16 protein-coding genes are annotated in these 25081 nt (G+C 57.3%); 11 read left to right on the top strand and 5 right to left on the bottom strand.

The window, feature by feature from the left end:
• Positions 1 to 33: 33 nt before the first annotated feature.
• The 3 genes from bcsG to bcsE are packed head-to-tail and all read right to left on the bottom strand — an operon-like array spanning position 34 to position 3459.
• Positions 34 to 1713 (bottom strand): cellulose biosynthesis protein BcsG, encoded by a 1680-nt coding sequence (gene bcsG / locus ACMGGU_RS20275; protein ID WP_045909072.1) that lies wholly within the window; start codon positions 1711 to 1713, stop codon positions 34 to 36.
• Positions 1706 to 1900: a cellulose biosynthesis protein BcsF gene (bcsF, locus tag ACMGGU_RS20270; RefSeq protein ID WP_045909071.1), complete on the bottom strand. Its 195-nt coding sequence runs from the start codon at positions 1898 to 1900 to the stop codon at positions 1706 to 1708. The genes bcsG and bcsF overlap by 8 nt, the downstream gene beginning before the upstream one ends.
• A complete protein-coding gene (gene bcsE, locus ACMGGU_RS20265) occupies positions 1897 to 3459 on the bottom strand; it encodes a cellulose biosynthesis c-di-GMP-binding protein BcsE (protein ID WP_045909070.1) in 1563 nt (520 codons plus the stop codon). Before bcsE ends, bcsF begins: the two co-directional genes overlap by 4 nt.
• Positions 3460 to 3634: 175 nt before the next feature.
• On the opposite strand from bcsE, the gene bcsR reads away from it, so the two are divergent.
• From bcsR to ACMGGU_RS20220, 9 genes are all read left to right on the top strand, one after another.
• Positions 3635 to 3823: a cellulose biosynthesis protein BcsR gene (gene bcsR, locus ACMGGU_RS20260; RefSeq protein WP_008503237.1), complete on the top strand. Its 189-nt coding sequence runs from the start codon at positions 3635 to 3637 to the stop codon at positions 3821 to 3823.
• A gap of 11 nt (positions 3824 to 3834) precedes the next feature.
• Positions 3835 to 4587 carry a cellulose biosynthesis protein BcsQ gene (gene bcsQ, locus ACMGGU_RS20255; protein WP_045909069.1) on the top strand — a complete coding sequence of 251 codons (753 nt, stop codon included), beginning with the start codon at positions 3835 to 3837 and terminating at the stop codon, positions 4585 to 4587.
• Positions 4584 to 7199, top strand: coding sequence for a UDP-forming cellulose synthase catalytic subunit (bcsA, locus tag ACMGGU_RS20250; RefSeq protein ID WP_045909068.1), 2616 nt, complete (start codon positions 4584 to 4586; stop codon positions 7197 to 7199). Before bcsQ ends, bcsA begins: the two co-directional genes overlap by 4 nt.
• Before the next feature lie 10 nt (positions 7200 to 7209).
• Positions 7210 to 9630: a cellulose biosynthesis cyclic di-GMP-binding regulatory protein BcsB gene (gene bcsB, locus ACMGGU_RS20245; protein WP_262809205.1), complete on the top strand. Its 2421-nt coding sequence runs from the start codon at positions 7210 to 7212 to the stop codon at positions 9628 to 9630.
• Positions 9631 to 9636: 6 nt separating this feature from the next.
• On the top strand, positions 9637 to 10743 hold the full coding sequence (gene bcsZ, locus ACMGGU_RS20240; protein WP_045909066.1) for a cellulose synthase complex periplasmic endoglucanase BcsZ: 1107 nt from the start codon (positions 9637 to 9639) through the stop codon (positions 10741 to 10743).
• Positions 10725 to 14207: a cellulose synthase complex outer membrane protein BcsC gene (gene bcsC / locus ACMGGU_RS20235; RefSeq protein WP_045909065.1), complete on the top strand. Its 3483-nt coding sequence runs from the start codon at positions 10725 to 10727 to the stop codon at positions 14205 to 14207. Before bcsZ ends, bcsC begins: the two co-directional genes overlap by 19 nt.
• 119 nt (positions 14208 to 14326) lie before the next feature.
• The gene (gene hmsP, locus ACMGGU_RS20230) at positions 14327 to 16333 is read left to right on the top strand and encodes a biofilm formation regulator HmsP (RefSeq protein ID WP_048226290.1); all 2007 of its coding nucleotides are present in this window, start codon (positions 14327 to 14329) and stop codon (positions 16331 to 16333) included.
• A gap of 159 nt (positions 16334 to 16492) precedes the next feature.
• Positions 16493 to 17779: a dicarboxylate/amino acid:cation symporter gene (locus tag ACMGGU_RS20225; protein ID WP_045909063.1), complete on the top strand. Its 1287-nt coding sequence runs from the start codon at positions 16493 to 16495 to the stop codon at positions 17777 to 17779.
• 227 nt (positions 17780 to 18006) lie between these two features.
• Positions 18007 to 19500, top strand: coding sequence for a M16 family metallopeptidase (locus ACMGGU_RS20220; RefSeq protein WP_048027805.1), 1494 nt, complete (start codon positions 18007 to 18009; stop codon positions 19498 to 19500).
• 46 nt (positions 19501 to 19546) lie between these two features.
• Here the strand turns inward: ACMGGU_RS20220 and ACMGGU_RS20215 are convergent, their stop codons facing one another.
• The gene (locus ACMGGU_RS20215; protein ID WP_063622769.1) at positions 19547 to 20476 is read right to left on the bottom strand and encodes a sugar kinase; all 930 of its coding nucleotides are present in this window, start codon (positions 20474 to 20476) and stop codon (positions 19547 to 19549) included.
• A gap of 229 nt (positions 20477 to 20705) precedes the next feature.
• Here ACMGGU_RS20215 and pdeH point away from each other — a divergent pair, with 229 nt between their 5' ends.
• Both pdeH and ACMGGU_RS20205 read left to right on the top strand, forming a co-directional pair.
• Positions 20706 to 21479: a cyclic-guanylate-specific phosphodiesterase gene (gene pdeH, locus ACMGGU_RS20210; RefSeq protein WP_045909060.1), complete on the top strand. Its 774-nt coding sequence runs from the start codon at positions 20706 to 20708 to the stop codon at positions 21477 to 21479.
• A 65-nt stretch (positions 21480 to 21544) separates the two neighbouring features.
• On the top strand, positions 21545 to 23587 hold the full coding sequence (locus ACMGGU_RS20205) for an AsmA family protein (RefSeq protein WP_045909059.1): 2043 nt from the start codon (positions 21545 to 21547) through the stop codon (positions 23585 to 23587).
• Between the two features lie 93 nt (positions 23588 to 23680).
• On the opposite strand, the gene ACMGGU_RS20200 is transcribed toward ACMGGU_RS20205, so the two are convergent.
• Positions 23681 to 25003: an MFS transporter gene (locus tag ACMGGU_RS20200; protein WP_023617091.1), complete on the bottom strand. Its 1323-nt coding sequence runs from the start codon at positions 25001 to 25003 to the stop codon at positions 23681 to 23683.
• Positions 25004 to 25081: the final 78 nt, after the last annotated feature.

Genomic DNA, 25081 nt, shown 5'->3' with positions numbered 1-25081 from the left:
ATGGGGAGAGGGTTAGGGTGAGAGGGTAATCAGTTACTGCGGATAAGGTACCCAATCCCCGCCGTTCAGGCGAACGTACGGTTTGTTTTGATACTGAATCACCACCGCGTTGGCGTTCTCGGAGACTTCTGCCGTTTGCGGCAGTTTGCTGGTGAGCTGATCCCAGTTCACGCTATCTTCCACAAACAGCTTCCCGTCAACGGCACGGGCAACCAGTTCTGAGATTGCCAGATAGCTGGTCGGCTGGGTGATTTCAATCGGTGCGCCCTGATGGGGTGCCTTCATCCCAAAGAACTTAATGCCCGCAGGCACGTTGGTAATCGACGGGCTTGGGATATCACGCAGGCCTGACACCTGCATTCTGTCGCCTTTCAGCGCGCCACCGTGCTCAGGTACCACAACCACCATCACTTTACGGCCTGATTTTTCCAGCTCCGTAAAGAACGCGTCCAGCTCGTCGAAGAGTTTCTGCGCACGCACTTTATAATCCGCCGTTTTGCTCACGCCCGGGAAGTGGTTACCGTCGTGGAGCGGCAGGGTGTTAAAGAACGTCGCGCTGCGTGGATTACTGTCTTTTTCGATGGTCTGCAGCCAGCGTTGCAGGACAGCGGAATCGTCATAGACGGGCGAGCCGTCGAAGCCCAGCAGAGAGACAGGAAGACCGGTTTGATCCATCAGCGGTGCCTGCATACCCCCCTGTTCGCGCACCTCTTTCAGGAAGTTGCCGAACTGGCCGTTATGCCCCAGCATCAGATGCTGCGTAAAGCCCAGTTTGGCGAGGTTATCGAACAGATAACACTGGTTGCCGGCGGGTTGATACAGATTCTTATGCGATGCCTGACCGCAGCTTGCACGCAGCAGGCGGATGGCCGCCGGGCCGCTGTACGAGGTGGCAGAGTTGAAATCTTTAAACTGAATGTCGAAATGAGACCACAGCGGATGAGACATCAAACCTGCAGCGTCCACGTCTGCCCAGGAGAGCGAGCAGATGTTGATCACCAGCAGTTCAAACGGCTGAGCATCCGCCGGCAGCGCATCCGGGAATTTCGTCTGTCGCTTGTCTTCCGCGGTATAGAAACTGGAGAGCCAGGCGTTCAGGTTTGTGGAGGTCGGCGGTGCGGTCTGGGTTGGGATATCGCCCACCACAGGCGTATCGCCTGCCGTGGTGACGGTGGCCGCCGCGCTTCCCCCGGTGGTGGTCACCGTGGTGGTCGGTTGACCGGCAGGCCACAGCGAAAAGTTTGGCCCAGCCAGCGTCAGCACGTTAAGCCAGATCATAATCGCGACGACAAACACCGTGACGCGGATCCACTGTGACAGGAACAGCCAGGCAACCAGCAGCACAAATACCGCGCCTATCATCTGCCAGTTAATAAACCGCTCGGTCAGATCGAGGATATAGCTGGCGCTAAAGCCTGCCACCTGTGAGCCCTGGCTCATAATGCTGTCCGGCCCCGGTAACCAGGTATCATGCCAGAACAGCGCAAAGCCGAGAGGGATGGCTATCCAGTGACGTAAGCGATGCAGCCTGATATTCGGCAGGGGCATCAGCAGGAAGGCCATAAATACCAGGTTAAGAAGGGGATGGAAATTCAGATAGCCTGCCCACAGCAGACCAAACTTCACCAGAAAGTAGAAGTTCCAGCCGGAAAGGCCGCGCCAGTATTGCCAGAGCGGCGAGGGTGACGAAGCGGTATAGGTAGAATTAGTCATGTTTTCGGTCTGCCTTGACGTGTGATGCCCGTGTCAGTGTTCCGGCTGGTTTTACATAGCGAGGTTTTATAAACAGCACTCTGGCCGTATCACGGATACGACGTATGGAATGGCGTGCATAGTAGCCAAGCGGGAAAAAGATCAGCGCACAGACTATAACCAGTTGAATGATATCGCTGATATTCATGATGGTGCGTTCTCCGCGTTGTCTGTTAATAAGCGAAGGGGCTCCGGAACCCGGCGCCAGACATGTCCATCATGTCTGGCATTAAGGATCGGTTTCGCATCGCTCTTAATAGCGAGCGGTTTAGCCCATTGTTCAGGCTGGAGCGCACGCATCTGCACCAGCTCTGCGCTGATCGTATTATCTTCGAACCAAATCATACGGTTCGAGAAAATATCCCCGGTAGGCAGCGGGAAGATATGGTTAAGCGCCGTATCGAGGTCGTTTACCCGGCAGAAGGACAAAAACAGCACCAGGCGATTGTCGCCAATGGTCATGATGTCACCCGTACGATTGGGGCGACACAAGGTAAGAGCCTGTTCAACGCGGATACCGGGTACAGGACGCAGGGCAACCATAACCCCTTTTCCGTCAGCAGGAAGAAGCGTATTGCTCATCATGTTGCCGACGGCGTCGCAGAAGGTATCCCATTTTTGGTATCCACGCAGCTTCATCGGCTGCGTCATGGAGAGCAGCGTAGAAATGTCTTCCGGTACATGGCGGCTAAACTGCTGGCCCTGAACGCTTTCGATCAGCGTCAGGCAGCGTGACAGCGGCGCGTTCCAGGGAATGACCATATTTGCACCACAGCCCAGAAGCAGACGCTCATCGGTGGCGCGCAGGCTGGTATTGTTTTCGCGCACGATGATTTTTAACGCGCTTCCGCGCTGGCGGCGCAAGGTGTGGATCTGCCTTGCCAGCGTCTCAATCTGGTTATTCTGCATCAATGAGAAGATAAGGGTTGCCGCCTGGGTTGTGCGGGCTTCGTGGAAAAGGTCTTCGTTAGATTCAAACAGCGACCAGTTTTCCGACAGGGCGGGCGCCCCCTCTAAAACCGCGATATGGCTCAGGATGCGTTTTTCATCACTGCGCGGCTGCACCACGGTTTCTTCCTGCTGTGCCAGGTGCCACTTACCCTCGATGTGTTTCAGCGTAAGTTGTTGCCTGGCGCTCACGCCTTTTTCATTACACCAGAAGGCAATATCGTAGAGATAGCTGCCCACCTGGTCACGAACGCTTGCCAGACCGAACAGGGAACGATATTCACCCATTAAAAGTGAGAACAGCTTGTCATTATTACTGCCGGGATTGACTATCAATAGCGTGCAATTTTGAAATTTTGCCCATTTATTGATTTTTTCCAGCCACGGCAGCAGTTTTTCAGCAGGGATATTTTGCAGGACGTTATTTGCACATTTAAGGATCACCAAATAGTGATCCGGATCAATAGTGCACTGAACGTCACGGGACAAAAAGTATAGACTATCGGCATCCGATGTCATGGAAAATAATCGCACCGTCTGAGGCCCGCGATCGTTTTCCAGCGTGATAATTTTCTTCGGATCTTCGCCCATGCTAATGACGGCCACGCGGGAATCCTTATCCTGGGCAGCAATTGTCTGGTTTACCAGACTGATAGCATCTTCATTCCGGTCCGTATTAATCCACCAGACTCCTCCGACTGGCATGTGGCTCAATTCGTCCCATAATGACTGGATGCCAATAGAAAATATGGAGTCCACGGTGTCCCTCTTTTCGTCTAATTTATCTGTATCTCAGTTTACTAGCGAAAGCGTAGAAATAAACCTAACATTGAAATTAAAGAACATCAGATTTAGCATGTAAATGAAATTTGTCAGGGCAGGAAGCCCCGCAACTTCTTTAGCGTGCGATTTTCCTTAAAGGGATGGAAAAAGAATGGATAATAATGAACCCGGTACCCCAGTCGACTCGACCCTGGGTTACACATTCCAAAACGATTTTCTGGCGCTGACGCAGGCCTTTTCTTTACCTGAAATAGATTACACCGATATTTCCCAGCGGGAACAGTTGGCCGCGGCTATTAAACGCTGGCCGTTATTAGCTGAATTCGCCCATCAACAATAAGGGAGCCATTGATGGCCATACTCGGATTACAGGGTGTCCGTGGGGGTGTGGGTACCACATCTGTTACCGCGGCGCTGGCGTGGTCATTACAGCTTTTAGGTGAATCGGTGCTGGTTATTGACGCCTGCGCCGATAATTTACTGCGTATGTCGTTTAACGTCGACTTTACTCGCGAAGAGGGCTGGGCCCGCGCGCTGCTTGACGATAAAGACTGGCAGGATGCAGGTTTGCGCTATACCTCTCTTCTTGACCTGCTGCCGTTTGGTCAACTGACCACCACGGAACGCGAAAATGAAGCCGCATACCAGCGCCTGTTTTCGCAATTTACGCTGGCGCTGCAGAGCCTGAAGGAAAAGGGACACTACAAGTGGATCCTGCTGGATCTGCCGCACGGTGCGGGCACGCTGACCCGACAGCTTATCGCGCAGTGCGATCATGTCCTCTCGATCGTTAACGTCGATGCGAACTGCCATATCCGCCTGCATCAGCAGGGGCTACCTCAGAATGGCCATATCCTGATTAACGATTTGCGCATAGGCAGCCAGATCCAGGACGATCTGTATCAGGTCTGGCTGCAGAGCCAGCGCCGCCTGCTTCCCATTGTCATTCATCGTGATGAGGGCATGGCGGAATGCCTTGCGTCGAAGCAGCCGCTCGGCGAATACCGCAGCGATTCACTGGCGGCAGAAGAGATCCTGACGCTGGCTAACTGGTGTCTGCTGAACTTCGCCAACCGGGCGGAGCATGCAGGGAGTGATGTATGAGTCGTCTCGCCAGCTGGTTACTCATCCCACCGGTCAGTTCGCGTTTGAGCGAACATTACCGGCATTTTCGCCGTCACGGCGCGTCGGCATTCAGCGCCGCGCTCGGCTGTTTCTGGATGATTCTGGCCTGGATGTTTATTCCACTCGAACACCCGCGCTGGCAGCGCATACGTGCCCGGCACAGTGAACTGTATCCGCACATTAATCCTGACCGGCCGCGTCCACTGGATCCGGCGCGTTATCTCATTCAGGCCATCTGGCTGGTGGCGACCTCATCCCGCGCGGAGATAAAAACGCCGCACTGGCGGAGCTTCTCCCGCGTGCAGCAGTTACGTGAACGCTACCATCAGTGGCTGGACAGGCTCCCCAACAGCGTCAGCGATAAGACCAGCCATCTGGATAACCACAAAGAGCTCGGGCATCTCCACCCGGGCTTGCGGCGTTTTATCCTCGGCGTGATCGTTGTGTTCTCGCTCATTCTGGCGCTGGTCTGTATTACGCAGCCTTTCAACCCTCTGGCGCAGTTCACTTTCCTGATCCTGCTGTGGGGCGTGGCGCTACTGGTGCGCCGAATTCCGGGCCGCTTCTCGGCGCTGATGCTGATCGTGTTGTCGCTGACCGTCTCCTGCCGCTACATCTGGTGGCGTTATACCTCGACGCTGAACTGGGACGACCCGGTGAGTCTGGTGTGCGGCCTGGTGCTGCTGTTTGCTGAAACCTATGCCTGGATTGTGCTGGTGCTGGGCTATTTCCAGGTGATTTGGCCGCTCAACCGCCAGCCGGTTCCGCTGCCAAAGGACACGACCCAGTGGCCAACCGTCGATCTCTTCGTGCCGACCTACAACGAAGACCTGAGCGTGGTGAAGAACACCATCTATGCCGCGCTGGGCATCGACTGGCCGAAAGATAAGCTTAAGGTCTGGATCCTGGATGACGGCAACCGTCCGGCGTTCCGCCAGTTCGCGGAGGAGGTCGGCGTCGAATACATCGCCCGTCCGACGCATGAACACGCTAAGGCGGGGAACATCAACAACGCGTTGAAGTATGCCACCGGGGAGTTTGTTTCGATCTTTGACTGCGACCACGTGCCGACGCGCTCGTTCCTGCAGATGACCATGGGCTGGTTCCTGAAGGAAAAAGAGCTGGCGATGATGCAGACGCCGCACCACTTCTTCTCGCCGGACCCGTTTGAACGTAACCTTGGCCGTTTCCGTAAGACCCCGAACGAAGGCACGCTGTTCTATGGCCTGGTTCAGGACGGAAACGACATGTGGGACGCCACCTTCTTCTGCGGCTCATGCGCGGTTATCCGCCGTAAACCGCTGGATGAAATTGGTGGTATCGCCGTCGAGACGGTCACCGAAGATGCGCACACCTCGCTGCGCCTGCACCGTCGTGGCTATACCTCAGCCTATATGCGCATTCCGCAGGCTGCTGGCCTCGCAACGGAGTCACTGTCGGCGCACATTGGCCAGCGTATTCGCTGGGCGCGCGGCATGGTGCAGATTTTCCGTCTCGATAACCCCCTGATCGGGAAAGGACTCAAGCTGGCGCAGCGTCTCTGCTACGTCAACGCCATGTTCCACTTCTTGTCCGGTATCCCGCGACTGATCTTCCTGACCGCGCCGCTGGCGTTCCTGCTCCTTCACGCTTATATCATCTACGCTCCCGCGCTGATGATTGCGCTGTTTGTTCTGCCGCACATGATCCACGCGAGCCTGACGAACTCGAAGATACAAGGTAAATACCGCCACTCCTTCTGGAGTGAAATCTACGAAACGGTGCTGGCCTGGTACATCGCGCCGCCGACGATGGTGGCGCTGATTAACCCGCACAAAGGTAAATTCAACGTCACCGCGAAGGGCGGGCTGGTGGAGGAGGAGTACGTCGACTGGGTGATCTCCCGGCCGTATATCTTCCTGGTGCTGCTGAATATCGTGGGCGTCATTGCGGGTATCTGGCGCTACTTCTACGGTCCGGAAAACGAAATCCTGACCGTCTTCGTCAGTATGGCCTGGGTCTTCTACAACCTGATTATCCTCGGCGGCGCGGTGGCGGTGTCGGTGGAGAGCAAACAGGTTCGTCGCGCACATCGCGTGGAAATCTGCATGCCTGCGGCGATTGCCCGTGAAGATGGCCATCTCTTCTCCTGTACCGTGCACGACTTCTCTGACGGCGGTCTGGGGATCAAAATCAACGGCCAGGCGAAGGTGCTGGAAGGGCAGAAAGTTAACCTGCTGCTTAAGCGCGGTCAGCAGGAGTATGTCTTCCCCACGCAGGTCGTTCGCGTGGTGGGCAATGAAGTCGGCCTGCAGCTGATGCCGTTGACCAAAAAGCAACATATCGATTTTGTGCAGTGTACGTTTGCCCGCGCGGATACGTGGGCTCTCTGGCAGGACAGCTTCCCGGAAGATAAACCTCTGGAAAGCCTGCTGGATATTCTGAAGCTGGGGTTCCGTGGCTATCGTCACCTTGCAGAATTTGCCCCGTCGTCGGTGAAATTAATTTTCCGGTCACTTACTTCGCTGGTTTCCTGGGTCGTGTCGTTCATTCCTCGTCGTCCTGAGCGGGATGAGGCGAAGCAGGCGGACCCGGTTATGGCTCAACAATGATGATAACGCGATGAAAACAAAACTTTCCTGGTTATGTGCAGTGGCAATGGGGATGAATGCGCTCCCCGCAACAATGGCTAACGCGGCCCCGGGTAACGCAGCGGCAACGCCTGCGCCAACCGTACCTGTCGTCGCGCAAGCAACCGATCCGGTTGTCACCGCGGCACCCGGTCAAACGGAAAACATCCTGCCGAACCAGCCAACGGAGGGGAATACCCTGCCGGCAGACGGCCAGGTCATCGGGCAGGTCATGCCGGGCGTTCGCGGGGCGAATGCGCCCGTCGTTGCGGACAATGCGCCGTCGCGTGACGTGAAACTGACCTTCGCGCAAATTGCGCCGCCTCCGGGCAGCATGGTGCTGCGCGGCATCAACCCTAACGGCGGCATTGAATTTGGCATGCGCAGCGATGAGGTTGTCTCTAATGCGGTGCTGAACCTTGAATACACGCCGTCACCGTCGCTGCTGCCGACCCAGTCTCAGCTGAAGGTCTATCTGAATGACGAGCTGATGGACGTTCTGCCGGTCACCAAAGAGCAGCTCGGCAAGAAAACGCAGGCTCAGGTGCCGATCAACCCGCTGTTCATCACCGACTTTAACCGTATTCGCCTGGAATTTGTCGGTCACTACCGCGATGTCTGCGAAAACCCGGCCAGCAACACGCTGTGGATGGACGTCGGGCGTAACTCCTCGCTGCAGATGACCTACCAGTCGCTGGCGCTGAAAAACGATCTCTCAGCCTTCCCGGTTCCGTTCTTCGATCCGCGTGATAACCGTCCGCTCACGCTGCCGATGGTGTTTGCCTCTTCCCCGGACGTGACCGAGCAGCTGGCGGCCACCATTGTGGCGTCCTGGTTTGGTTCACGCGCGGGCTGGCGCGGCCAGAGCTTCCCGGCGATGTATGACAAGCTGCCGGACAGAAATGCCATTGTGTTTGCCACCAACGCGAAACGCCCGGCCTTCCTGCGCGATCATCCGGACGTCAACGCGCCGACCGTTGAGATGATAAGCCACCCGGAAAACCCGTACGTGAAGCTGCTGGTGGTCTTTGGTCGTGATGATAAAGATCTGGTGCAGGCAGCAAAAGCGATTGCCCAGGGCAACGTCCTGTTCCGTGGCAACAGCGTGGTGATTGATGAGGTCAAGCCGCTGCTGGCGCGTAAACCTTACGATGCGCCAAACTGGGTGCGTACCGACCGTGCGGTCACCTTTGGCGAGCTGAAAACCTATGAAGAACAGCTGCAGGCGACGGGGCTTGAGCCAGCGCCGATTAGCCTGTCGCTGAATCTGCCGCCGGATCTGTACCTGCTGCGCACCAACGGCATTGATATCAATCTGAACTACCGGTATACCGCGCCAGCCACCAAAGACAGCTCGCGCATGGATATCAGCCTCAACAACCAGTTCCTGCAATCCTTCAGCCTGCAAAGCACGCAGGATACGAACCGCCTGATGCTTCGCCTGCCGGTGCTGCAGGGGCTGCTGGACGGTAAAACGGATGTTTCCATCCCGGCACTGAAGCTGGGCGCGATAAACCAGCTGCGCTTTGATTTCCAGTACATGAACCCAATGCCTGGCGGCTCGGCGGAAAACTGCATCACCTTCCAGCCGGTGCAGAACCACGTGGTGATTGGCGATGAGTCGACCATCGACTTCTCGAAGTACTATCACTTCCTGGCGATGCCGGACCTGCGCGCGTTTGCTAACGCGGGCTTCCCGTTCAGCCGCATGGCCGATCTCTCTGAGTCCATTGTGGTGATGCCGAAAGCGCCAAACGAAAGTCAGGTCACGACCCTGCTGGACGCCATGGCGACCGTTGGCGGACAAACAGGATTACCGGCAATTAACGTCACGTTGACGGACGATGGCAGCCAGATTCAGAACAAAGACGCTGACATCATGGTGATCGGAACCATTCCGGATAAGCTGAAGGATGACAAACGTATCGATCTGCTGGTGAAAGCGGCCCAGTCCTGGGTTAACACGCCGCTGCGCCAGACCGAATTCCCGAGCATTATGCCGGATGTGAATGACCGTCAGGCCAGCGCGCAGACGACGATAACGTCTCAGGGGGCAATGGCTGCGGTGGTGGGCTTCCAGTCACCTTACAACGAACAGCGTAGCGTGGTGGCTCTCCTCGCGGACAGCCCGCGCGGGTATGAACTGCTCAATACGGCCATGAACGACAGCGGTAAACGTGCCGCGATGTTTGGTTCCGTGTCGGTGATCCGTGAGTCCGGCGTCAACAGCCTGCGCGTGGGCGATGTGTACTACGTAGGCCATCTGCCGTGGTTTGAACGCCTGTGGTATGCGCTGGCTAACCATCCGGTTCTGCTCGCTATCCTGGCTGCGGTTAGCGTGGTCCTGCTGGCATGGGTGCTGTGGCGTCTGCTGCGAATCATCAGCCGTCGTCGTCTGAACCCGGATGAGTAAGATGTGATGAAAGCCTTTCGCTGGTGTGTATTAGCAGCGGTGATGCTGGCGGCGCTTCCTCTTCGCGCCGCCTGTACCTGGCCTGCCTGGGAGCAGTTTAAAAAGGACTACATCAGCGAGGGCGGGCGTGTCATTGACCCCAGTGACACGCGCAAAATTACGACCTCGGAAGGGCAAAGCTACGCCCTGTTCTTTGCCCTGGCGGCGAACGATCGCCAGGCCTTTGACCAGCTACTGACCTGGACGCGCGATAATCTTGCCAGCGGCGATCTCAACGGCCATCTGCCAGCCTGGTTATGGGGGCAGAAAGATAAAGAGACGTGGGCGGTGATTGATACCAACTCCGCCTCTGACGCCGATGTCTGGATCGCCTGGTCACTGCTCGAAGCGGGTCGGCTGTGGAAGCATCCGGACTATACCCGCACGGGTAAAGCGCTGCTGAAACGCATTGTCAGCGAGGAGGTGGTGAAAGTCCCGGGGCTTGGCGCAATGCTGCTTCCCGGCAAAGTCGGCTTTGCCGATGAACACGCCTGGCGCTTTAACCCCAGCTATCTTCCACCGCAGCTAGCGGCTTATTTCACGCGCTTTGGCTCCCCGTGGCCCCAGCTTCGTGAAACCAATCTGCGCCTGCTGCTGGAGAGTGCGCCGAAAGGCTTTTCGCCGGACTGGGTGCAGTATCAGAAAAACAGAGGCTGGCGGTTACAGCAGGAGAAAGCATTGGTGGGCGGCTACGACGCCATCCGCGTGTATCTCTGGGTGGGCATGATGAGTGATAACGATCCTCAGAAAGCCCGGTTGCTGACGCGCTTCCAGCCGATGGCGGCAAAGACCATGAAACGGGGTGTGCCGCCGGAGAAAGTGGATGTGGCGACGGGGAAACGCACCGGCGACGGCCCGGTCGGGTTCTCTGCCGCTATGCTGCCGTTTTTACAACAACGTGATGCCCAGGCGATTCAGCGCCAGCGCGTTGCGGACCATTTTCCCGATAACAATGCCTATTACAGCTACGTGCTGACTCTTTTTGGGCAAGGATGGGATCAGCATCGTTTTCGCTTCACCGCAAAAGGTGAATTAATACCGGATTGGGGCCAGGAATGCGCAAGTTCACAGTAAATCTACTCAGTTTATCGCTTGGCCTGGCGCTTATGCCGTGGGCCCAGGCCGCTAACTCTCCGCAGCAAAAACAGCTGCTGGAGCAGGTGAGGCTGGGCGAATCGACACAGCGTGAGGATTTGGTTCGTCAGTCGCTCTATCGCCTTGAGCTGATTGACCCGAACAACCCTGACGTGATTGCCGCACGCTTTCGCTACCTGCTGCGTCAGGGCGATAACGCCGGCGCGCAAAAAGAGCTGGATCGTCTGAAAGGGATTGCGCCGGATTCGAGTGCGTACCAGTCATCACGCAACACGATGCTGCTTTCTACTCCGGATGGCCGCCAGCAGCTCCAGCAGGCGCGACTGCTCGCCACTACGGGGCACACGCAGGAGGCGATTGCCGCCTATGACAAGCTGTTTGACGGCAACCCGCCGGGAGGCGACGTGGCGACGGAATACTGGAACGTCGTGGCAAAAGATCCTGCTCGCCGCGGCGCGGCCATTAACCAGCTCAAGAAAATAAACAGCAGCAGTCCCGGAAATACGCAGCTGCAGGCGACGCTGTCCCAGCTTCTGTTCCAGAGCGGACGTCGTGATGAAGCCTTTGCGGTATTGCAGGAGATGGCCAAATCCACCAATGGCCGTAGCCAGGCGTCTGATATGTGGTATGACCAAATCAAAGACCAGCCTGCCAGCAGCGCCAGCGTCAGCGCGCTGCAAAAATACCTGAGCGTATTCAGCGACGGGGATAGCGTCGCGGCGGCGCGTGCCCAGCTTGAAGCGCAGCAAAAACAGCTCGCCGATCCGGCGTTCCGCGCGAAAGCAGAAGGGCTGGCGGCGGTGGATGCCGGGCAGGGAAGTAAGGCAGTGGCGGAGCTGCAAAAAGCCGTCAGCGCCAACCATGCTGACAGCGAAGCGGTGGGCGCCCTTGGACAGGCGTATTCCCAGAAGGGCGACCGCGCCCGCGCGGTGGCACAGTTTGAAAAGGCGATTGCCCTCGATCCCCAGAGCGATAACCGGGGTAAATGGGACAGTCTTCTGAAGGTTAATCGCTACTGGCTGCTGATCCAGCAGGGCGATGCGGCGCTGAAGGCGAATAACCCGGCGCAGGCAGAGCGTTACTATCAGCAGGCACGCAATATCGACAATACCGACAGCTATGCCGTGCTGGGGCTGGGCGACGCCGCCGCGGCGCGTAAAGATAACGACGCGGCGGAGCGTTACTATCGCCAGGCGCTGCGGATGGACAGCGGCAACAGCAATGCGGTTCGCGGCCTGGCCAATATTTACCGCGCGCAGTCGCCGGAGAAGGCTTCGCAGTTTATCCAGTCTCTCTCCGCCAGCCAGCGCCGTAGCATAGACGACATTGAACGTAGCCTGACCAACGAACAGCTCTCCGCCCAGGCCGAACAGCTTGAGAACCAGGGGAAATACGCGCAGGCAGCAGACATTCAGCGTCGTCGTCTGGCGCTCTCTCCCGGCGACGTGTGGATAACCTATCGTCTTTCGCGCGATCTCTACAGCGCGGGTCAGCGCAGCCAGGCGGACACCCTGATGCGTCAGCTTGCCCACCAGAAACCGTCCGATCCGGATCAGGTTTATGCCAACGGGCTCTACCTTTCCGGAAACGATCAGGACCGGGCCGCGCTGGCGCATCTGGAGACGCTGCCGCGCAGCCAGTGGAACGGCAATATTCAGGAGCTTGCCGACCGCCTGCAAAGCAACCAGGTGCTGGAAACCGCCAACCGCCTGCGCGACAGCGGCAAAGAGCAGGACGCAGAGAATCTTCTTCGCCAGCAGCCGACCTCCACCCGTATCGACCTCACGCTGGCGGACTGGGCACAGCAGCGTGGCGATCTTGACTCGGCGAAAACGACGTACAACGCCGTCCTGCAGCGTGAGCCGCAGAATGAAGACGCGCTCCTCGGTCTGACCGAGATTTACAGCGCGCAGGGTAACAAAGATGCCGCGCGCGCGGAGCTGGCGAAGCTGCCCGCCGCGCAAAACGGCCAGCCGCTGTCGCTCAATATGCAGCGCCGCATCGCGATGGCGCAGGCGGGTCTGGGCGATGCCGCTGCCGCAGAGCAGACCTTTAATAAAATTATTCCGCAGGCAAAATCGCAGCCTGGCTCCATGGAAAACGCGCTGGTGCTGCGTGATGCCGCACGTTTCCAGGCGCAGAACGGCCAGCCTCAGCAGGCGCTGGAAACCTATAAAGATGCGATGGTATCGACGGGTATCACCACGACGCGTCCGGCTGACAACGACAGTTTCACCCGTCTGACGCGTAACGATGAAAAAGACGACTGGCTGAAGCGCGGCGTGCGCAGTGATGCCGGTGAGTTGTACCGTCAGCAGGATGTTAACGTCACGCTGCAGCACGATTACTGGGGCTCCAGCGGTACGGGCGGTTATTCCGATCTGAAAGCGCATACCACCATGCTGCAGGTGGATGCGCCGCTCTCTGATGGACGCATGTTCTTCAGAAGTGATCTGGTCAATATGGATGCCGGGTCATTTGATACCAGGAACGGGACTTATGATCCTAAATGGGGAACCTGCTACGAAACACCGTGTAGCGGCAACACCCATCAGTCAGACAATGGCGCGAGCGTTGCCGTCGGCTGGCAGAATAAAACCTGGGCGATGGATATTGGCACCACGCCAATGGGCTTTGACGTCGTCGACGTGGTGGGCGGCATCAGCTACAGCAGCGATTTGGGGCCCATCGGCTATACCGTTAACGCCCATCGTCGGCCAATCTCCAGCTCTCTGCTGGCCTTCGGCGGGCAAAAAGATACCAATACCGGCACCACCTGGGGCGGCGTACGCGCCACCGGTGGCGGCGTAAGTATGAGCTATGACAAAGGGGAAGCGAACGGCGTCTGGTCAAGCCTGAACGCGGAAACGCTGACGGGTAAAAATGTGGAGGATAACTGGCGCGTCCGCTGGATGACGGGTTACTACTACAAGCTCATTAATAAAAACAACGAGCGCCTGACGGTCGGCGTGTCCAACATGCTCTGGCACTACGACAAAGACCTGAGCGGTTATACCCTGGGCCAGGGCGGCTATTACAGCCCGCAGGAGTATGTCTCCTTCGCCTTGCCGGTGACATGGCGTAAGCGCACGGAAAACTGGTCCTGGGAGCTGGGGGGCTCGGTCTCCTGGTCCCACTCCAAAACCAAAGACGAGCTGCGCTACCCGATTCAGAATCTGATCCCGACCGATGAGCCAGACCGCTATACCGACCGGGGCGCGATGGAAACCGGCAGCAGTTCTTCCGGTACGGGTTATACCGCACGGGCAATAATCGAGCGGCGGGTCACGTCCAACTGGTTTGTGGGCATGGGCGTGGATATCCAGCAAGCGAAAGACTATACCCCAAGCCACGCGCTGATCTATGTGCGCTACTCTGCTGCAGGCTGGCAGGGCGATATGGACTTACCGCCGCAGCCGCTTATCCCTTACGCGGACTGGTAATCGGATTTTCCTTAATCCATTTGTAAGTCTCTCTTAATAGCGCGGCAATCGGGTATACTCAGGCGCGCCAGGTTTACACCCTGGCGCGCCCTGCGCTTCGAGTTTTGTGGAGAGTCATTTTGCGTGTCAGCCGTTCCTTAACAATCAAACAGATGGCGATGGTCTCTGCCGTCACCATGCTGTTTGTCCTGCTCTTCTGCGTCATTTTGCTGTTTCATTCCGTACAGCAGAATCGCTATAACACGGCTTCACAATTAGAAAGCATCGCCCGCTCGGTACGCGGCCCGCTGTCTGCCTCCATCCTGAAAGGGGATATCCCCGAGGCGGAAACCATACTGAAACGCATTCAGCCGGCTGGTGTTGTGAGCCGGGCGGACGTCGTGCTCCCGAATCAGTTTCAGGCGCTGCGGATGAGCTTTATCCCGGAACGTCCCGTCCCGATGATGGTGATGCGCCTGTTTGAACTGCCGGTGCAAATTTCGCTTCCCGTCTATTCGCTTGAACGCCCTGCGAATCCGCAGCCGCTGGCCTACCTGGTGTTACAGGCAGACTCCTACCGCATGTATAAATTCGTCATGAGTTGGGTGGTTACGTTAGTGACCACTTGCTTACTTATGACGCTTATTCTCAGCGTGGCGCTCACCTGGTGCATCAACCGGCTGATTGTCCATCCCCTGCGCCGTATCGCCCGCGAGCTGAACACGCTCGCCCCGCAGGATCAGATGGGACACCAGCTTGAGCTGCCGCGTCTGCATCATGACGATGAGATCGGCATGCTGGTGCGCAGCTATAACCTCAACCAGCAGCGCATCCAGCGTCAGCAGGATGAACTGAACAGTAGCGCCACCCGTTTTCCGGTATCGGAGCTCCCCAATAAAGCCTTCCTGATGGCGATGCTGGAGCAAACCGTTGAGCGCCAGCAAACCACCGCGCTGATGGTCATTGCCTGCGAAACCCTGCAGGACACGGCTGGCGTGCTTCAGGAGAGCCAGCGCGAAATGCTGCTGCTCACCCTGGTGGAAAAGATCAAATCTGTCCTTGCCCCGCGCATGGTGCTGACTCAGGTCAGCGGTTACGACCTGGTGGTGATTGCCAACGGCGTAAAAGAACCCTGGCATGCGATCACGTTAGGTCAGCAAGTACTCACTGTCATTAATGAGCGGCTACCGATTCAGGGTATCCAGCTTCGCCCGAGCGCCAGTATCGGGATTGCCATGTTCTATGGCGATCTGACCGCGGAACAGCTTTATCGCCGCGCCTTCTCGGCGGCCTTTACCGCCCGGCGCAAAGGCAAAAACCAGATCCAGTTCTTCGACCCGGCGCAGATGGAAAAGGCGCAGCAGCGCCTGACGGAAGAGAGCGACATCCTGACCGCGCTGGATAACCGCCAGTTTGCCCTCTGGCTGCAGCCGCAGGTGGACCTGCAGACGGGAGAGGTGAAAAGCGCCGAGGCCCTGCTGCGTCTGCAGCAGCCGGATGGCTCATGGGAGCTGCCGGAAGGGCTGATTGAGCGCATCGAGTCCTGTGGCCTGATGGTTACCGTCGGCTACTGGGTGCTGGAGGAGTGCTGCCGTCAGCTTGCCGCCTGGCAGGAGCGTGGCGTGACGCTGCCGCTGTCGGTCAACCTGTCTGCCCTGCAGCTTATGCACCCGACCATGGTTTCAGAGATGCTGGAGCTGATCCATCGTTACCGCATCAAGCCTGATACGTTAACCCTGGAAGTGACGGAGAGCCGACGCATCGACGATCCCAATGAGGCGGTCGCGATTCTCAAGCCGCTGCGTAATGCCGGTATTCGCATTGCCCTGGACGATTTTGGCATGGGGTACGCCGGGCTGCGTCAGCTTCAGCACATGAAGACCCTTCCGGTAGATGTGCTCAAAATTGACAAAGCGTTTGTCGACGGACTGCCGGGCGACAGCAGCATGGTGCAGGCGATTATCCAGATGGCGCGTAGCCTCAACCTGCACCTTATTGCCGAGGGGATTGAAACCGACGCGCAACGCGCCTGGCTGGCAGAGGCGGGCGTGGAGAGCGGGCAAGGCTTCCTGTTTGCCCCTGCAGTCCCTTCGGATGTCTTTGAAGAACGATACCTTTCTGGCACCGATCACCACGCAAAAGCGTAATTTTGTTGCTGGCTTGTGCGAGCCAGCTCAAAGTTTTTAACATTTGTGTTTCAAATTTGAACTGAGTTTATTTCTGTCCTGTTATGTGGGTGTTATTTTAAAGCCGCAGGTTAACCATAACCTTACAAAGCCTGTGGTTTTTCTTCCCAAGGACACCTTATGAAAACCTCACTCTTCAAAAGTCTTTATTTCCAGGTCCTGACAGCCATCGCCATCGGTATTCTGCTGGGTCACTATTACCCTGAACTGGGCGCGCAAATGAAACCGCTTGGCGACGCGTTCGTTAAGCTCATTAAAATGGTCATCGCGCCGGTGATCTTCTGTACGGTCGTCACGGGCATCGCTGGCATGGAAAGCATGAAGGCGGTCGGTCGTACCGGTGCAGTGGCGCTTCTCTATTTTGAAGTGGTCAGTACCCTTGCGCTGATTATCGGTCTGATCATCGTCAACGTGGTGCAGCCAGGCGCGGGGATGAACGTCGATCCGGCGACGCTGGATGCCAAAGCGGTTGCGGTCTATGCCGAGCAGGCGAAGGATCAGGGCGTGGTCGCCTTCCTGCTGGACGTCATTCCTGGCAGCGTCATAGGCGCGTTCGCCAGCGGAAACATCCTCCAGGTGCTGCTGTTCGCCGTGATGTTTGGCTTTGCCCTGCACCGTCTGGGCAGCAAAGGCCAGCTTATCTTTAACGTGATCGAAAGCTTCTCGCAGGTCATCTTCGGCATCATCAATATGATCATGCGCCTGGCGCCCATCGGTGCCTTCGGTGCGATGGCCTTCACCATCGGTAAGTATGGCGTCGGTACGCTGGTCCAGTTGGGTCAGCTGATTATCTGCTTCTATATCACCTGTATTCTTTTCGTGGTGGTGGTGCTGGGCTCCATCGCCCGTGCGACCGGTTTCAGCATCTTCAAATTTATCCGTTACATCCGCGAAGAGCTGCTGATTGTTCTGGGAACCTCCTCGTCAGAATCGGCGCTGCCGCGCATGCTCGATAAGATGGAGAAACTCGGGTGTCGTAAATCGGTGGTCGGGCTGGTGATCCCGACGGGCTACTCCTTCAACCTGGATGGCACCTCGATATACCTGACGATGGCGGCGGTGTTTATCGCACAGGCGACCAACAGCCATATGGATATTTTCCATCAGATTACCCTGCTGGTGGTGCTCCTGCTCTCCTCTAAAGGCGCGGCAGGCGTGACGGGCAGCGGCTTTATCGTGCTGGCCGCCACCATTTCTGCTGTGGGTCACCTGCCGGTGGCGGGTCTGGCGTTGATTCTGGGTATTGACCGCTTCATGTCTGAGGCCCGTGCGCTAACCAACCTGGTGGGTAACGGCGTGGCAACGGTGGTGGTGGCGAAATGGGTGAAAGAGCTGGATCACAAAAAGCTCGACGATACTCTGAATAATCGTTCAACTGACAGCAAAAATCCTGGCTTATCCTCTTAATCTTGTAACAAATGCCCGTATTCCCTTGTGGGGATGCGGGCTCCTGCGCATAATAACTGTTCATACCTGTCATAATTCGACAAGATTTTTTTTGGGTATATTTCACTTCGGACCGTGACGTTTTGCCGAACGCGCGGTCTAATCGACGTGTTTTCATCGTCATCTTTAAGAGTGAAGCGCGTCGCGAGGCACTCTTTTTTAACCAGGAATGTTGATCAGGGGTTCACATGCAGGGCACAAAAATTCGACTCTTAACCGGCGGTTTGCTGATGATGGCAGCAGCCAGTTATGTGCAGGCAGATGCGCTCCAGCCAGACCCGGCCTGGCAACAAGGGACATTAGCGAACGGTTTTCAGTGGCAGGTGTTAGCCACGCCGCAACGTCCCAGTGACCGTATTGAAATCCGTCTGTCTGTTAATACCGGTTCCCTCACGGAAAGCACCCAGCAAACCGGTTTCAGCCACTTTATTCCCCGGCTGGCGCTCACTCAGAGCGGCAGCCTGCAAGCGGTTCAGGTGCGTTCGCTCTGGCAACAGGCCATCGATCCAAAACGCCCACTCCCGCCGGCGGTGGTCTCGTATGACTACACCATGTTTAACCTGAGCCTGCCTAATAACCGCAACGATCTGCTTAAAGAAGCCCTGACGTATCTCTCCGATGCCTCTGGCAATCTGGCGATTACGCCGGATACCGTCAACTATGCGTTGAGCAACAGCGACATGGTGGCGACCTGGCCTGGAGATACCAAAGAGGGCTGGTGGCGTTACCGCCTGAAAGGCTCGACGTTACTGGGGCATGACCCGGCCGAACCGCTGAAACAGCCGGTGGATGCTGAGCAGGTGAAAACGTTCTATCAGAAATGGTACACCCCGGACGCAATGACGCTGATCGTGGTGGGTAACGTGGACAGCCGCGCGGTGGTAGAGCAGATCAACAAAGCGTTTGGCGATCTGAAAGGCAAGCGTGAATCGCCAGCTCCTGTTCCAACACTCTCCCCGCTGCGGGCAGAGCCTGTCAGCATTATGACGGACACCGTGCGTCAGGACCGACTCTCCGTGATGTGGGATAACGCCTGGCAGCCCATCCGTGAGTCCGCGGCGCTGTTGCGCTACTGGCGTGCCGATCTGGCACGTGAAGCGCTATTCTGGCACGTTCAGCAGACGCTCAGTAAGAACAACGTGAAGAATATCGGCCTTGGCTTTGACTGCCGCGTGCTGTTCCAGCGTGCGCAATGCGCCATTAACGTTGAATCTCCGGGCGATAAGCTGAATGCCAATCTGGGCGTCGTGGCGAAAGAGCTGGCAAAAGTGCGTAAAGAGGGGCTCTCTGAAGAGGAGTTCAACGCGCTTGTGGCGCAGAAAAAACTCGAGCTGCAGAAGCTGTTCGCGACCTACGCGCGCGCCGATACCGACATTCTGATCAGCCAGCGTATTCGCTCCCTGCAGAACCAGGTGGTGGACATTGCGCCGGAACAGTACCAGAAGCTTCGTCAGGACTTCCTGAGCGGTCTGACCGTCGATATGCTCAACCAGGAGCTCCGCCAGCAGCTGTCGCAGGAGATGGCGTTGATTCTCCTGCAACCGAAGGGCGAGCCGGAGTATGACATGAAGGAACTTCAGACGACCTGGGATTCCATTATGGCTACCGCGCCGCAGCCGACGCAGTCCGCGACGGCTGATGATTTACATCAGGACGCGACGGATATCCCGCAAGGGCAGTAATGGGTAGACATTCCCTCTCCCTGTGGGAGAGGGTAAAGGTGAGGGCTTAAACAGGCATCGCTTCGCGCGGAATAATCGCCCCGCGATACTGAATGACGGTGCTGGCCGTCAGGTGCCCACGCTGTGCCGCGGCTTCCGGTGTTCCACCCGTCAGGCGTACCGCCAGATAGCCCGCGCTGAATGAATCACCCGCCGCCGTGGTATCAATCACTTTCTCTTTGGCCAGCTTCACCGCCGGGACCTCAACCACTGCTTCACCCGCAATCGCGACCAGGCACGAATCCGCACCGCGCTTAATCACCACTTCACGCACGCCAGCCGCCTGCGTGCGTGCAATCACGTCTTCTACCGGTTTCTCACCCCACAGGGCGTCTTCATCGTCGAGCGTCAGGAAGGCGATGTCGGTGCATTGCAGCATCTGCTGATAGACCTGCTGCGTCTCTTCACGGCTGGACCACAGGCGCGGGCGGTAGTTGTTATCGAAAATAACCTTACCGCCGTTGGCACGACACGCGCGCAGCAGCGAGAGCAGCTTTTCACGGCTGGCCGGGCTGAGGATAGCCAGGCTGATCCCGCTCAGATAGAGATAGTCGAAGGTCGCCAGCTCCTGGCAGATGGCCGCGGCGGCCTCGCTCTCCAGCCAGAATTTGGCTGCGGCTTCGTTACGCCAGTAATAAAACGTGCGTTCGCCGGTGCTGTCGGTTTCGATGTAATAAAGCCCCGGGAGGCGGTTTTCCATACGCTGAATCAGCGATGTTTCAACCTGTTCACTCTGCCAGGCCTCCAGCATTTGCTGGCTGAAGCTGTCCGTGCCCAGAGCGGTAACATAGTTCACGGTGAGCGCCTCAGGCGCAACCTGACGGGCAATATAAACCGACGTGTTTAACGTATCGCCACCAAATCCGCGGCTCACTTCCGCGCCTTTTTGTGACAGCTCAATCATGCATTCGCCAATCACGGCAATTTTTTTAGACATAATCGTGAACCTGAACAGAAGAATTAACAGCAGTGTGCGCTGAGTGAATTAACCGGTCAACTATATTAAAACAACGTTCCATTATTTTATTTGAGCCAACGCGTGTTCCTGCGCATTTCTGTCATCTTAATTTCATTTTCCCGGTGAATTGAACATAAAGTTCTCAATTGTCGCGCCGATAATCCTGTGACGAGTCCAGAAAGGCCATCCCAACAACAGGACATCTGAAATGAAGTCAGAGCAGGTTATCCAGCGGCTGAGCACCACGCCTGAGGCAAGTATTGAGAACTTGCAGGAGCATCGCTACTGGCTGCAATGTGAGCGTGCGTACACTTATCAGCCGATATACCGAACAGACGGTCGACTGATGGCCATTGAAATTTTGACCGTCGTAACGCACCCCTCAAACCCTACCCAGCGCATCGCACCGGATCGCTATTTTGCCGAAGTTGCCGTTCGCCAGCGTCTGGACGTGCTGGAAGAGCAGCTCCATATGCTGGCAACGAAGCAGCCCTTTTTCGAACAGCACGATATCCTCGCCTCCGTGAATGTTGATGGTCCCACTCTGCTGGCGCTGCGTCAGAACGCGAAATTGCAGGAGCTGATTGCCACCCTGCCGTGGGTGCGTTTTGAGCTGGTGGAGCATGTCCGCCTGCCGCAGGACTCCTCGTTTGCCTCCATATGCGAATACGGCCCGCTGTGGCTGGATGACTTTGGCACCGGCATGGCGAACTTTTCGGCCCTGAGTGAAGTGCGTTACGACTACATTAAAGTGGCCCGCGATCTGTTCATTATGCTGCGTCAGACCCCGGAAGGGCGGAACCTGTTTACGCTGCTATTGCAGCTGATGAACCGCTATTGCCAGGGCGTGATTGTTGAAGGTGTGGAAACGCTGGAAGAGTGGCGTGATGTGCAAAGCTCGCCTGCCGCGGCGGCGCAAGGCTATTTCCTCTCCCGTCCGGTACCCATGGATCGCCTCGATAGCGTGATAACTACCCTCTGATAAGCCCGCTTCCCTTTGTCTGGACTATAGTTTTACAGGACAGGTCATCAGGAAAGGGGATAAAAATGACAAGAACAACCAGGGTAATCTCCTGGACAGCAGGGATTTTCTTGTTGTTGATCGTGGTCGTCGCCATCATTATCGCGACGTTTGACTGGAACCGTCTTAAGCCGACCATCAACCAGAAAGTCTCAACCGAACTGAACCGCCCCTTCGCCATACGCGGTGATTTAGGGGTCGTGTGGGAGCGTCAGAAAGAGGAGCCCGGCTGGCGAAGCTGGATCCCGTGGCCACACGTCCACGCCGACGACATCATTCTCGGTAACCCGCCGGATATCCCGGCGGTCACCATGATCCACCTGCCGCGCGTTGAGGCCACGCTGGCCCCGCTCGCGCTGTTCACCAAAACCGTCTATCTGCCGTGGATCAAACTTCAACAGCCCGACGCGCGCCTGATCCGCCTCTCAGAAAAAAATAACAACTGGACCTTTAACCTTGCCAGCGACGGCGAAAAGGATCCGAACGCCCAGCCTTCTTCCTGGTCATTCCGTCTCGACAATATTCTCTTCGATCGCGGGCGGATCGCCATCGACGACAAAGTCAGCAAGGCCGACGTGGAGATCCTGGTCGATCCGCTGGGCAAGCCGCTGCCGTTTAGCGAGGTCACGGGGACGAAAGCCAAAGGTGACACGGCAAGCGTGGGCGACTATGTCTTCGGCCTGACGGCAAAAGGACGCTACAACGATCAGCCGCTCAGCGGTAAAGGGAAAATAGGCGGCATGCTGGCGCTCCGGAGCGAAGGCACGCCGTTCCCGGTGCAGGCGGACTTCCGCTCCGGTAACACCCGCGTGGCGTTTGTGGGGACGGTCAACGACCCGATGAACATGGGCGGCGTCGATCTTCAGCTTAAATTTGCCGGTGATTCGCTGGGCGAGCTGTATGAGCTGACCGGCGTGCTGCTGCCGGATACGCCGCCGTTCGAAACGGACGGGCATCTGGTCGCCAAAATCGATACCGAAAAAGCGTCTGTTTTTGACTACCGTGATTTTAACGGCCGCATCGGCGACAGCGATATCCACGGCTCGCTGACCTACACCACCGGAAAACCGAGGCCGAAGCTGGAAGGGGACGTTGAGTCCCGTCAGCTGCGTCTGGCCGATCTCGGCCCGCTGATCGGCGTGGATTCCGGCAAAGGCACAAAATCAAAAGAGGTGAAAAAGGACATTCAGCCTGCGGGAAAAGTGCTGCCTTACGATCGCTTTGAAACCGATAAGTGGAACGTGATGGATGCGGACGTCCGCTTCAAAGGGCGTAAAATTGAGCATGGCAGCACGTTGCCGTTGAGCGATCTCTCGACGCATATCATCCTCAAAAACGCCGACCTGCGCCTGCAGCCGCTGAAGTTTGGCATGGCAGGCGGGACGATTTCCTCAAACATTCACCTGGAAGGCGATAAAAAGCCGATGCAGGGCCGGGCGGAGATTCAGGCGCGCAGGCTTAAGCTGAAAGCGCTGATGCCGAACGTCGAGCTGATGCAAAAAACCCTCGGCGAGATGAACGGCGATGCCGACATTCGCGGCGTGGGTAACTCCGTGGCGGCGCTGCTGGGCAGCGGTAATGGCAACCTGAAGCTGCTGATGAACGACGGGCTGGTGAGCCGCAACCTGATGGAGATCCTCGGGCTGAACGTCGGGAACTACATCATCGGGCAAATCTTCGGCGATGATGAGGTACGGGTGAACTGTGCGGCGGCCAATCTGGATCTGGTGAACGGCGTGGCGCGTCCGCAGATTTTTGCCTTCGACACGGAAAACGCGGTGATTAACGTGACCGGAACCGCCAGCATGGCCTCCGAGCAGCTTGATCTGACGATTGACCCGGAGAGTAAGGGGATCCGTATTATCACGCTGCGCTCGCCGCTGTACGTGCGCGGGACCTTCAAAAATCCGCAGGCGGGCGTGAAGCCCGGACCGCTGATTGCGCGTGGTGCGGTGGCTGCGGCGCTTGCGACGCTGGTTACCCCAGCCGCAGCGCTGCTGGCGTTGATATCGCCGTCAGAGGGCGAGGCGAATCAGTGCCGGACCATTTTGTCACAGATGAAGAAGTAAGGGGCGGCCTGTTTTTGCCGGGTGGCGCTGCGCTTACCCGGCCTACATTTGAATCGTAGGCCGGGTAAGGCGTAGCCGCCACCCGGCATTAGCTTACAGAGCCTGGTGCTTCGTCTCGTGCGTCAGCAGCAGCGCAATCAGCGTCAGCGCCGCCATGGCCGCCAGATAGACGCCCACATAGAACAGACCATAGTTTGCCTGCAGCCAGGTGGCGATATACGGTGCTACGGAGGCGCCCAGAATAGACGAGACGTTATAGGAGAACGACGCGCCGGTATAACGCACTTCCGTTGGGAACAGCTCTGGCAGCAGCGCGCCCATCGGGCCGAAGGTCAGCCCCATCAGGCTCAGGCCAATCAGCAGATAGGCCATCACCAGCGCCGGGCTGCCTGAACCCAGCAGCGGCGGGAAGACGAACAGAGCAAACAGAATGATCAGCGTGGTGATGGTAATCATGCTCGCGCGACGACCAAACTTATCCGCCAGCAGCCCCGCAATCGGAACCATCACGCCAAACCCGATCACCGCCATCATCAGCATCCACAGCACTTCGTTACGCGGCAGACCCAGCCCCACCGGCGCGGCGGCGGTACTGAAGGTCATGGAGTAAACGGTCATGATGTAGAACAGCGTGTAGGTGGCGAGCATGATAAACGTGCCCAGCACGGTCACGCGCACGTGTTTGGTCAGCAGCGTGCCCAGCGGCACTTTCACCTGCTTGTTCGCCGCGGCCACTTTCGCGAAAACCGGGGTCTCATGCAGAGAAACACGCACGTACAGGCCAATCAGCACCAGCACGGCTGAGAAGACAAACGGGATACGCCAGCCCCAGCTCATGAACTGTTCATCCGTCAGCAGCCAGGAGAGCAGCAGGAACGTCCCGTTGGCAAAGAAGAAGCCAATCGGTGCGCCAAGCTGCGGGAAAGAACCATACAGCGCGCGCTTGCGCGCCGGGGCGTTCTCGGTGGCCAGCAGCGCCGCGCCACCCCATTCACCACCCAGGCCCAGACCCTGACCAAAACGCGCCAGCGCCAGCAGGACCGGCGCCAGAATGCCGATGGTCTCATACGTCGGCAGCAGGCCGATGGCCACGGTGGAGATCCCCATCGTCAGCAGCGAGGCCACCAGCGTCACTTTACGTCCAATGCGATCGCCAAAGTGTCCAAACAGCGCGGAGCCAATCGGACGCGCAACAAACGCGATAGCAAAGGTCGCCAGGGACTGCAGCGTGGCCGCCGTCGGATCGCCCTGCGGGAAGAAAATGTGCGGGAAGACGATGACCGCCGCGGTGGCGTAAATATAAAAGTCGAAGAACTCGATGGCGGTGCCAATCAGCGAGGCGACGACAACTTTATTGCGCGAATTTACCGGAACGTTTTCCGTTTCTGAGTCGAGTGTGGTGGCGGTTGCTTGCATAATATTTTCTTATTTTTGTCGAACGAAAGGCCATATTACGCACAGCAAAAGCGACATTTCAATCTGTAACAAAGCCGC

This window comes from Enterobacter sp. BNK-8, assembly GCF_048685095.1.
GTDB lineage: Bacteria > Pseudomonadota > Gammaproteobacteria > Enterobacterales > Enterobacteriaceae > Enterobacter > Enterobacter quasiroggenkampii.
The sequence above is the reverse complement of the archived record's forward strand: the minus strand, read 5'-3'. Positions and strand labels throughout refer to the sequence as shown.